Genomic DNA, 10,634 nt, shown 5'->3' with positions numbered 1-10,634 from the left:
CTATTTTAATTTTCTATTGAATATAGTTTAAAATAAAAATAATCTATAAGAGGAAGGATGATATGCAAATAGATGCGAACATGAACTCAAATATTTTCTATCATGATGGCTATACATCTATCTCTTCAAATAGCTCAAAAACAAGCATGTTAGTATCTTCTGGCTATGACAAGAAAGATATTGTTAGAAGCAATGAAGTACATGTAGAACAAAGAGAAGATGCTAAAATTTCCCCTATAATTATTAATAAAGCAAGTGCCATACAGTTACAAAAGGACTTAGAAAAATTACAAGATCAAAAGCTAGATATTTCACATCAAATTTCAAGCATCCAAAGCCTAAAAGATCGTAATTCTATGCAAATGCTTCATTACTTAAATTTAGAGCAGTCAGCCATTCAAAATAACATTTTAAGCATTAAAACTCAAATGATAGAAATGGCACAAGCTTAAAACTAAGCCTTACCAATAATAGTTTCTAAAACTAAGCAAAAATCCTCTAAAAAATATCCCATTGATTTATAAAAATTGCTAGTTGCGTCTTTTTGGATATCTCTTGAAAGCTGTTTAGCATAAGGCAAGAAAAATGAGACACTAAAAGCTGCAAGAAGTTTCATAGACTCCTTAGATGCTTTGCTTTTTAAAATATTTGCTATTAAAATTAATTGATTTGATATGCTATCAACTTCACCCATTTTTGGCTGAAAATTTATAGCCTTATAAAATTGAACTAGATCATCTTTTGCAGACGAAAAATAGTAACTTGCCTCAAATTTTGACTTTAAAATGACAAAATCGTCACATAAAGCTGCACTACTTTCATCTTTGATAAATTTAGCATAAAGCTCATTGCCTTTTTTATTTGCTTCGCTATTAGTCTGCGTTATCCACGCATTTGTCTTTTTGATACGCATAAAAGATGAAACATCCAAAATGCCACTAAAATTTGCAGCAAGTGCAGCCGCTACAACACTATAAAGTTCTCCAAGCCTCAATTTTAATCCTTAAGTCGTAAATATCTAAGTCTAAGTGCGTTTAAAACGACAGTAACAGAGCTAAGACACATCGCCATTGAGCCATAAACTGGGCTTAAAAGTAGTCCAAAGACCGGGTAAAGTACACCAGCAGCTACTGGAATACAAATCGCGTTATACATAAATGCCCAAAATAAATTTTCTTTTATGTTTGCCATAGTAGCATTTGCCAGTCTAACTAGCCCGGTCACGCCACGCAAATCATTTTTAACAAGCACGATATCTCCAGCACCTTTTGCTATATCTGAGCCTGAGTTCATGGCGATACCAACACTTGCCTCTTTAAGCGATGGTGAATCATTTACGCCATCTCCAACAAAGATAACGCCACCATGATTTGCAAGCTCTTTTATCTCATTAAATTTATCTTCAGGCAACATATTTGCGTGATATTTGCTTACATTTAGCTTCTTGGCGATACTTGCGACCACCTTCTCATCATCGCCTGAAAGGATCACACTTTGTAAATTTAGACTAGTAAGCTCATTTATAACATCGCTCGCCTCATCTTTTAGCTCATCACTAAGCGTTAAAAAACCAACAAATTTTTTATTTATAGTACAAAGTATGACGCCACTTCCATCGTTTGTAGCCTCTTTTATAGCTTTACTTTCATCCGGATTTAAACTAACTTCATTTGCCAAAAGCAGCTTTTCGTTTCCGATTATTATCTGATTATTCTCATCTTCATAGATGATGCCTTGCCCGACAACATTTTGAAATTTACCATTTAGCTTTTGTAAATCTATACATTTTTGTTTTGCATATCTAACGATAGCTTTTGAGATGAGATGCTCACTTAAATTTTCAGCAGAAGCGATAAGTGTTAGATCTTGCTCACTTAAATTTGAGCTTTTGACGCTGATTTGCCCTTTACTAAGTGTGCCAGTTTTGTCAAATGCTACAAATTTAGCATCTTTTATTAGCTCTAAAACTTCTGGATTTTTTACCAAAATTCCAGCTTTTGCACCACGTGCAAGCGAGCTTACTATTGCTATTGGAGTAGCAAGTCCAAGAGCGCATGGGCATGAGATGATGAGAACGCAGATTGCACAAGAGATCGCATAGGCAAAATTTCCACTAAAAACGATCCAAGCCAAAAACGTAAGCACTGATATCGCTACAACGCTTGGCACAAAGATATTTGCTATCTTATCAGCGAGCCTGCCTATTGGCATCTTTTTCGTACTAGCGTCATTTAGTAAGCTTAAAATTTGAGACAATAAGCTTTCAAACGAGCTTTTTGTCATCTTGACACTTATATAGCCATTTGTATTTAATGTACCTGCAAATACATTGTCGCCCACCTCTTTATAAACTGGCAAACTCTCGCCTGTTAGCATCGAAGCATCGATTTCAGCTCCGCCTTGGACTATCACACCGTCACATGGAACATTGTAGCCATTCTTTACAACGACGATATCTCCTATTTTTAGCTCACTTACTGGTACTTCTTTATTTCTTCCATCTGGCATAAGTAAAAATGCAGTTTTTGGAGAAATTTTAAGTAGTCTCTTTAGATAATCCCCTGCTTTTGCCTTTGAACGCTCTTCAAGATACTTGCCAAGAAGCACAAAAGCTATTATCATCGCCACGCCTGAGACATAGATATTTTTTAGATCATTTGGTAAAAATTTTTCAAAAAGCACCACAAAAAGCGAGTATAAAAACGCACTACCACTTCCAAGAGCGACAAGCACGTTCATATCGTAATTTCTATTTTTTACCGCTTCGTAGGCGTGAGTAAAAAAGCCTTTGCCACTAAAGATAAGAACTAAAAATGCCAAAGCTAGCATAACTAAATTTACTAGCAAGCTGTGAGGTGCGAACATCTCAAGTACCATTATTACGATACTTGCAATAAATGCAAATATAAATTTATTTCTAATATTTCTAATGTGAGCTTTTCTTTTTGCTTCAAACTCATCAATATCAGTTGCTACAAAGTAGCCAAGCTTCTTTATCTTTTGCTCTAAAATTTCACGCACACTCGCGTCTTTTAAGATAAACTCGCCGCTCGCGTTTGCAAAATTTACATTTGCTTCAAGTACTCCATCTATCTTTTTTGAAACCTTTTCGATAGCATTTGAGCAGTTTACGCAGCTCATTCCTGCTATATTTAGTTTGACTTTTAAAGACATATCAGAGCTCTTTTATTATGTCAAATCCCAAATCAGCCATTTCAGACTTAAATTTCTCAACATCGCCATCTTTTATATCAAGACTAACTTGTCTTGGCTCTTTGCTAAGATCAACTTCTATCTTGCCAAAGTCATCTTCAAGTGCGTTTTTTATTGTATTTGCGCAGTTTTGGCAGTGGATATTGTTTGCTTCAAATGTTTTCATATTATCTCCTTTATCATATGATCGTATTCGTGTAAATTTACAATTTTCTTGACATTAAATTTAAAACCCAAACTCTCGTAAAATTTACGAACTTTTGGCTTATTTGTATCTACTATTAATGAAACCTTTTTATGCCCTAGCTCTTTTGCCTTGACAAATGAATGCCTTATGAGCTCTTTTGCAAGCCCTTGGCCTCTAAAATTTTCATCAACAGCGATACTATCTATATAAAACTCATCGTCGAAACACTCTTTTTCTACCTTGTCATCTTTGCCAAGAGCCATTAAATGCTGTGAAATTTCTCTATCAAGCTGCTCCGCGTCGCCACCAAAGTAAGCACACATAGCAGCGATAATTTCCTCGTTATATTTATAAACAAAGACATTTTTATAGCTTAGTCTATTTGTCTCACTTTTGAAAAAAATTTCTAAAATTTCATCACTTTTAATAGGATCGTCGTAGCCACTTAGCTTGTAGGCGATATCTTCCATTGCTAGATTTAGTAGCTTTATGCAGCTTTTTGCATCTTGTTTTTGAGCATTTTGTATCATGTGCGTCATTATAAAACTCTAGCTTAAATTTTTACCAAATATCAATCTGTGATTTACAAATTAATAACCCGCAATATGCAAACTAAAAATGTTTTAAAAAAGTATAAAATTTTTTTAGTTATAATCCGTAAAAAATTTATTTAAGGATATTTATGGGACGAGCATTTGAGTACCGAAGAGCGGCAAAAGAAGCTAGATGGGATAAGATGAGCAAGGTATTTCCAAAACTTGCAAAAGCTATAACAGTAGCTGCAAAAGATGGTGGATGTGATCCGGATATGAACCCTAAACTTCGCGCAGCTATCGCAGCGGCAAAAGCTGAAAATATGCCAAAAGATAACATCGATGCAGCTATAAAAAGAGCAAATGGCAAAGATAGCGCCGATATTAAGACTATTTTTTATGACGGCAAAGCAGCTCACGGCGTGCAAATCATCGTTGAGTGTGCGACTGACAATCCAACTAGAACAGTTGCCAATGTTAAAGCGATATTTAGCAAAAATGGCGGAGAAATTTTGCCAAGTGGTAGCCTTAGCTTTATGTTTACAAGAAAGAGCGTTTTTGAGCTTGAAAAGCTAAGCGCAGACATCGAAGAGATCGAACTTGAGCTGATTGATTATGGACTAAGTGATATCGAGGCTGACGATGAGACGCTATTTGTTTACGGCGACTATGCAAATTTTGGCACACTTCACGAGGGCATAGAGAAGCTAAATTTAGTAGTTAAAAAAGCTTCACTTCAGTACCTGCCAAACCAAGCTGTAAATTTAGACGAAGAGCAGATGCTTGAGGTCGAGAAGCTTCTTGATAAATTAGAAGACGATGACGACGTCCAAGCAGTTTATACAAATATAGAGTAAAAAAGGATATACATGCGTTTTGATGAGTTAAAAGTTTATGATATAAATTTAGATGAGCTTAAAAAAGATAAATTTGCGGTTTTAAACACCGATAAAGGCGAGATTAGACTTGAACTTTTTGTCGAGGAAGCTCCGCAAGCTGTTGCAAATTTTATACATTTGATAAAATCAGGCTTTTATAATGGCCTAAATTTTCACAGAGTTATACCAAATTTCGTAATCCAAGGCGGCTGCCCAAATGGCACAGGCACAGGTGGTCCTGGCTGGAGGATAAAGTGCGAGTGTGATAAGCAAGGAGTAAAACACGAGCGTGGTAGCCTCAGCATGGCTCACGCAGGTCGCGACACTGGTGGATCGCAGTTTTTCATCTGCCACAGCAAGCAACCTCATCTAGACGGCGTACACACAGTTTTTGGAAAGTGCGTTGACGATGAGAGTTTAAAGGTGCTTGATGCTATTAGACAAGGCGATAAGATCATCTCTGCGGTGGTCAAAGCTAGCCTATAAAGGGGAATTTGATGGAAAATGCAAAAACGCAAAAAAGCCTCTTCGTGAGACTATTTACCAATCTCGCCATTTGGGTTGTGATCGGTATAGTTGGCGGTGTCATCGTCGGCATGGTTGCACCTGAGCTTGGCATAGCAAGCAAGCCAGGCATTGATTATTTTATAAAAGCACTTAAAATTTTAATCGGCCCTATTATCTTTTTAACGATCGTCTCTGGTATCGTTGGACTTGAGAGTTTAAAGGACCTTGGCTCTATCGGACTAAAGGCGTTTATCTACTTTGAGATCGTTAGTACACTTGCCCTTGCTGTTGGTATTATCTTTGGCGAGGTACTTCGCCCAGGACACGGCATGAACCTCAACTACACGCAGCTTGACGCCTCAAGCGTGGCTAAATTTACATCACAAGCTGCAAATATGGACGCAAATAGCGGCTTTTTAACACATACACTTCATCTTTTAAGAGGGGCTGTACCAGTTGATGGTATATTTCCTTACGTGCACTTGCTTGATCCATTTATAAAGTCAAACACACTTCAAGTGCTTTTCATGGCGATAGTCGTTGCTATCGTGCTTTCGCTACTTGCTCATGATAAAAAGCAAGCTTGCCTAAAACCGCTTGAATTTATCCAACACTACGTCTTAAAGCTACTTACTTGGCTTATGCTATTTAGCCCAGTGGCTGCCTTTTCAGCGATGGCTTACTTGATCGGTAAATTTGGCATCGGAACGCTTCTTGGCATGATGGAGCTTCTTGTTGTTATGGCGCTTGCAAGCTGCTTTTTTATCTTTGTCGTGCTTGGCGTCATTTGCTACTTTGCCAAAGTCAATGTCTTTAAATTTATGCGCTTTATCTCAAAAGAAGTCTTAGTCGTTTTTGCGACAAGCTCGAGCGAGACAGCTCTTGCGCCACTTATGCAAAAGCTAGAATCAGCTGGTATAAACAGAGGCGCTGTTGGCCTTATCATCCCAACTGGCTACTCATTTAACCTTGACTGCACAAACATCTATCTAAGCCTAAGCGTTATTTTCTTAGCTCAAGCATTTAATATACCGCTAAGTTTTGAGCATCTAATAAGCATTTTAATCGTGCTAATGATCACAAGTAAAGGCGCAGTTGGCGTTACAGGATCGGGCTTTGTCGTCCTTGCTGGCACATTAAGCGCACTTCCGAGCACTGGCATACCAGTAGTCACCGTAGCTGTGCTACTTGGTGTTGATAAATTTATGTCAGAGATGCGTGCTGTTGGTAACCTTTGCGGTAATGCCGTTGGCTGCATGATCGTATCTATCTGGGATAAAAAGGTCGATATGGAGAAATTTAGATACGCACTAGATCATCCAGAGGAATTTCACTTTCACTCATAATATACACTTATAACTATAAGGGCAACTTTGCCCTTATTTTTCTTTTTATTCTAAATTTAATGCGCTCTATCTACTTCCTCAAACCTATAAAAATTTTAAAAACAGCATCGCAATAAATGATATTTGATAACTGGTTCAAGCACAAAAAGAAAAACTAGAGGCTAAGTGTAATAGAAAAATTTTATTAGTAACTCATATATTTGGCAATACCTAATATTTTGTTACTTACTAGAATAAATTTGCAAATGTAATACTTGAGCTTGGAATTTGGAAGAGAGATACTTTAAATTTAGCCATATCAAAAATACCAACTAAAAATTCTTGTAAGATATTAGGAACAGCCTTGCAAGAAGCTTTGCAAGGCCATATAAATTAAGCTTTTGGTCCAGCTTTAGCGTACTCAACACCCTCTTTTACATCTTCGTAACGTTTGAAATTTTCAACAAACATTTTAGCGAGCTTATCACGTGAAGCGTTATACTCAGCAGGATTTGCCCATGTATTTATAGGGTTTAGCAGTTTTGTCTCGACACCATCAAGCTCTTTTGGTATAGCAAAGTTAAATTTATCAAAATTTTCAAATTCGCATTTTGTAATGCTACCATCAAGGATCGCATTTATGCAAGCACGAGTTGCTTTTATGCTCATACGCTTGCCAACACCGTAAGCACCGCCGCTCCAGCCTGTATTTACAAGATAGACATTAACGCCGTGTTTATCGATCTTCTCGCCTAGTAGTTTTGCATAGACGGTTGGATGAAGTGGCATAAATGGCTCGCCAAAGCAAGCACTAAAAGTAGCGACTGGCTCAGTTATGCCGCGCTCTGTGCCAGCAACTTTTGCTGTGTAGCCACTTAAGAAATAATACATCGCCTGCTCTTTTGTGAGCTTCGCAACTGGAGGAAGCACGCCAAAAGCGTCAGCACTTAAAAAGATGATATTTTTTGGATGGCCGGCACTTGAGCTTGGTTCGTAGTTGTCGATGTGATAGATTGGATAGCTCACACGTGTGTTTTCAGTTTTTGAGCCATCTTTGTAATCAACCACGCCATTTTCGTCAGCCACGACATTTTCAAGTAGCGCATCACGCCTGATCGCTGCATAAATTTCTGGCTCACTACTTGGATCAAGGTTGATACATTTTGCGTAGCAGCCACCCTCAAAGTTAAATACACCATCATCGTCCCAGCCGTGCTCGTCATCGCCTATTAGTTTGCGTTTTGGATCAGTTGAAAGTGTGGTTTTACCAGTACCAGATAGGCCAAAAAATAGCGCTGTATCACCCTTCTCACCTACGTTTGCAGAGCAGTGCATACTTAGTTTGCCCTCAAGTGGCAACCAGTAGTTCATCATAGAAAAAATGCCTTTTTTCATCTCACCACCGTACCATGTGCCACCGATCACTGCAACATTTTCTTCGACGTTAAAGATGACAAAGACCTCTGAATGTAGCCCATCAGCCTTATAGTCCTCATTTTTTGTCTTACAAGCGTTATATACTACAAAATCAGGCTCAAATTTAGCTAGCTCTGCCTCACTTGGGCGGATAAACATATTTTTTACAAAGTGCGCTTGCCACGCTACTTCTGTGACAAAACGAACTGATTTTTTACTCTTTTTGCTAGCTCCACAAAATGCATCTTGGATAAAAATTTCTTTACCACTTAGCTGCTCTTTTGCTTTTTTAAGAAGCTTGTCAAAAAGCTCTTTTGTGATAGGCTGATTTATCTTACCCCAAGCGATGTATTTTTGGCTTGGATCTTGCTTGACGAAATACTTATCTTTTGGGCTTCTTCCAGTAAAAATTCCCGTATCAACCATAAATGTGCCGTTGCTTGAAACCCTACCCTCGTTGTTTGCCTTTTCAAGCTCAAAAAGCTCGTCGTAGCTTAGATTGTGATTTATCTTTTTGATCTCTTTTAGACCTAGTTCGTCTAGTTTATTTATCATGTTATTTCCTTTTAAAATTTTCATTTTTTATAAATTCTGACCTAAAAGTCATCAAAATGTTAATCAAATTTCGCTTAACACTATCTTTTTAAAAGTGGCAAATTTATTTAAATTTAGCCACCGCTTGATTGTTCGCGACGCTTTGACCTTTGCTAACTTCAATAGAGCCTATCACACCATCTTTTGGGGCTTTGACCTCTATCTCCATCTTCATTGCTTCAAGCACGACTACAGCTTGCCCTTTTTTGACATGGTCTCCTGCGCTTACTAAAATTTTATGCACAGCGCCCGGCAAACTTGCAACGATATCATTTTCAGTTGCACCTGCTGCTGCACTTTTGGCATTTTTTACGCTCTTGCCTTCAACTTCAGTGATTGATTTTACTTGGATGCTATCGTTAAAGCCCTCGCTTACTTCGACATTGTAGCGGCTACCATTTACAACAACGCTATATCTGCCACTTTGAGTTTGTCTGCATTCATTTGCCTTAGTGTTTGGATCGATTTTTCTTATATTTACTTTGGCTTCGCCTTTTAAAAACGCGATGCCTTTTTCTTTACAAGCTGCTGCTATAAAGACGTTTTCTTCGGTAACTTTGATCTTATTTTGTTTTAAAATTTCTTTCACGTGTGCAAGCGACTTACTCTCATCTTTATCAGCTATATCAACTGCGTGTTTTGTAGTTGGTTTTAAGCCTAGTTGCTCACTTGCAAGCTTGATGATCTCTTTATCAGGCGCAACTGGGGTCTTACCAAAGTAGCCAAGCACCATTTTGCCGTATCCCTCAGCGATCTTTTTCCACTTGCCAAACATCACATTATTAAACGCTTGCTGGAAGTAAAACTGACTAACCGGGGTCACTGAAGTACCGTATCCACCCTTTTGTACCACTTCGCGCATAGCAAGGATGACCTCTGGGAATTTATCTAAGATGTTGTTATCTCTCATCATCTGGGTATTTGCAGTGAGTGCGCCACCAGGCATCGGTGAAAATGGTATGAGTGGGCTTACTTGCACAGCCTCAGGTGGTAAGAAATACTCTTTTAAACAATCATTCAAAACGCTTTCGTATTTTAAAATTTTCTCCACATCAAGTCCGCCAAGATCGTAGTTTTTGCCTTTTACTGCGTGAAGCATAGTTAAGATATCTGGCTGGCTTGTACCGCCACTTACTGGGCTTGCGGCTAGATCTATGCCATCAACGCCGGCTTCAAGCGCTGCAAGATAGCAAGCGACACTTACGCCTGCTGTTTCATGTGTGTGAAGTCTGATGTGAGTTTTTTCTGGCAATAATTTTCTAGCCATTTTTATAGTTTCATAGACCTTTTGTGGGCTACTTGTGCCACTTGCATCTTTAAAGCAAACGCTGTGATAAGGGATGTTTGCATCTAAAATTTCTCTTAAAATTTTCTCATAAAATTTAACATCGTGTGCTCCCACGCAGCCACTAGGCAGATCCATCATAGTAACTACGACTTCGTGTTTTAGCCCGTGATGAGCGATCCTTTCACCTGAATACTTTAAATTTTCAACGTCATTTAGTGCGTCAAAATTTCTAATAGTAGTGGTTCCATGTTTTTTGAAAAGTTTTGCATGAAGGTCGATTAGCTCACGGCTACCGGTGTCAAGTGTGACGGTGTTTACACCCCTGCTTAGGGTTTGAAGATTTGCTTTTGGTCCTACGATGCTTCTAAATTTATCCATCATCGCAAAAGCATCTTCATTTAGGTAAAAATAAAGGCTTTGAAATCTCGCTCCGCCACCAAATTCAAAATGCTCTATGCCAGCCTCTTTGGCTGCTTCAAGCGCGGGCAAAAAATCGTTCATAAGCACTCTAGCACCATAAACTGACTGAAAGCCATCTCTAAAGGTCGTATCCATAACATCGATAAATTTCTTCGCCATCACCCACCTCATTAATTTTATAAATTTATTTAAAGAATTCATAGAAAATGGCTAAATTGGTTAGAAACTCAAATTAGCCATTTTGCTTGTTTTTTGGTATTTTACAACCAAAAA

At 38.1% G+C, this 10,634-nt stretch carries 10 protein-coding genes; 4 read left to right on the top strand and 6 right to left on the bottom strand.

Translation table 11 applies throughout. The features are described 5' to 3' along the window. Positions 1 to 62: 62 nt before the first annotated feature. The gene (locus tag CVS92_RS01960; protein ID WP_021090651.1) at positions 63 to 452 is read left to right on the top strand and encodes a hypothetical protein; all 390 of its coding nucleotides are present in this window, start codon (positions 63 to 65) and stop codon (positions 450 to 452) included. 2 nt (positions 453 to 454) lie between these two features. Here CVS92_RS01960 and CVS92_RS01955 read toward each other — a convergent pair whose 3' ends face one another. From CVS92_RS01955 to CVS92_RS01940, 4 genes are read right to left on the bottom strand one after another with little or no spacing between them, the layout of a single operon-like run. Beyond that, positions 455 to 994 (bottom strand): oxidoreductase, encoded by a 540-nt coding sequence (locus CVS92_RS01955; RefSeq protein WP_107788327.1) that lies wholly within the window; start codon positions 992 to 994, stop codon positions 455 to 457. A gap of 2 nt (positions 995 to 996) precedes the next feature. Then, positions 997 to 3,174, bottom strand: coding sequence for a heavy metal translocating P-type ATPase (locus tag CVS92_RS01950; RefSeq protein ID WP_107788326.1), 2,178 nt, complete (start codon positions 3,172 to 3,174; stop codon positions 997 to 999). A 1-nt stretch (position 3,175) separates the two neighbouring features. After that, positions 3,176 to 3,379 (bottom strand): heavy-metal-associated domain-containing protein, encoded by a 204-nt coding sequence (locus tag CVS92_RS01945; protein WP_084040980.1) that lies wholly within the window; start codon positions 3,377 to 3,379, stop codon positions 3,176 to 3,178. Further along, positions 3,376 to 3,930, bottom strand: a complete 555-nt coding sequence (locus CVS92_RS01940) for a GNAT family N-acetyltransferase (RefSeq protein WP_107788325.1) — start codon at positions 3,928 to 3,930, stop codon at positions 3,376 to 3,378. The genes CVS92_RS01945 and CVS92_RS01940 overlap by 4 nt, the downstream gene beginning before the upstream one ends. A gap of 152 nt (positions 3,931 to 4,082) precedes the next feature. Between CVS92_RS01940 and CVS92_RS01935 the strand changes: the two genes are divergently transcribed. From CVS92_RS01935 to CVS92_RS01925, 3 genes are read left to right on the top strand one after another with little or no spacing between them, the layout of a single operon-like run. After that, positions 4,083 to 4,790: a YebC/PmpR family DNA-binding transcriptional regulator gene (locus CVS92_RS01935; RefSeq protein WP_107788324.1), complete on the top strand. Its 708-nt coding sequence runs from the start codon at positions 4,083 to 4,085 to the stop codon at positions 4,788 to 4,790. Between the two features lie 12 nt (positions 4,791 to 4,802). Then, entirely contained in the window at positions 4,803 to 5,297 is a 495-nt protein-coding gene (locus CVS92_RS01930; RefSeq protein ID WP_107788323.1) for a peptidylprolyl isomerase, read from the top strand. Positions 5,298 to 5,308: 11 nt separating this feature from the next. Continuing rightward, the gene (locus tag CVS92_RS01925) at positions 5,309 to 6,664 is read left to right on the top strand and encodes a cation:dicarboxylate symporter family transporter (RefSeq protein ID WP_107788322.1); all 1,356 of its coding nucleotides are present in this window, start codon (positions 5,309 to 5,311) and stop codon (positions 6,662 to 6,664) included. A 372-nt stretch (positions 6,665 to 7,036) separates the two neighbouring features. On the opposite strand, the gene pckA is transcribed toward CVS92_RS01925, so the two are convergent. Together pckA and CVS92_RS01915 are read right to left on the bottom strand one after the other, a co-directional pair. After that, complete coding sequence (gene pckA / locus CVS92_RS01920) at positions 7,037 to 8,611, bottom strand: phosphoenolpyruvate carboxykinase (ATP) (protein ID WP_199906397.1); 1,575 nt, start codon at positions 8,609 to 8,611, stop codon at positions 7,037 to 7,039. A 106-nt stretch (positions 8,612 to 8,717) separates the two neighbouring features. Then, positions 8,718 to 10,520, bottom strand: coding sequence for a biotin/lipoyl-containing protein (locus CVS92_RS01915; RefSeq protein ID WP_107788320.1), 1,803 nt, complete (start codon positions 10,518 to 10,520; stop codon positions 8,718 to 8,720). Positions 10,521 to 10,634: the final 114 nt, after the last annotated feature.

The sequence above is a fragment of the Campylobacter concisus genome (assembly GCF_003048555.1).
GTDB lineage: Bacteria > Campylobacterota > Campylobacteria > Campylobacterales > Campylobacteraceae > Campylobacter_A > Campylobacter_A concisus_AO.
Note: the sequence above shows the minus strand (reverse complement) of the source record. Positions and strands in the feature narration are given on the sequence as shown.

Coding starts and splice junctions, on each gene's coding strand:
- CVS92_RS01960 (WP_021090651.1), top strand. CDS start 63: ATGCAAATAGATGCGAACATGAACTCAAATATTTTCTATCATGATGGC.
- CVS92_RS01950 (WP_107788326.1), bottom strand. CDS start 3,174: ATGTCTTTAAAAGTCAAACTAAATATAGCAGGAATGAGCTGCGTAAAC.
- CVS92_RS01945 (WP_084040980.1), bottom strand. CDS start 3,379: ATGAAAACATTTGAAGCAAACAATATCCACTGCCAAAACTGCGCAAAT.
- CVS92_RS01940 (WP_107788325.1), bottom strand. CDS start 3,930: ATGATACAAAATGCTCAAAAACAAGATGCAAAAAGCTGCATAAAGCTA.
- CVS92_RS01935 (WP_107788324.1), top strand. CDS start 4,083: ATGGGACGAGCATTTGAGTACCGAAGAGCGGCAAAAGAAGCTAGATGG.
- CVS92_RS01930 (WP_107788323.1), top strand. CDS start 4,803: ATGCGTTTTGATGAGTTAAAAGTTTATGATATAAATTTAGATGAGCTT.
- CVS92_RS01925 (WP_107788322.1), top strand. CDS start 5,309: ATGGAAAATGCAAAAACGCAAAAAAGCCTCTTCGTGAGACTATTTACC.
- CVS92_RS01915 (WP_107788320.1), bottom strand. CDS start 10,520: ATGGCGAAGAAATTTATCGATGTTATGGATACGACCTTTAGAGATGGC.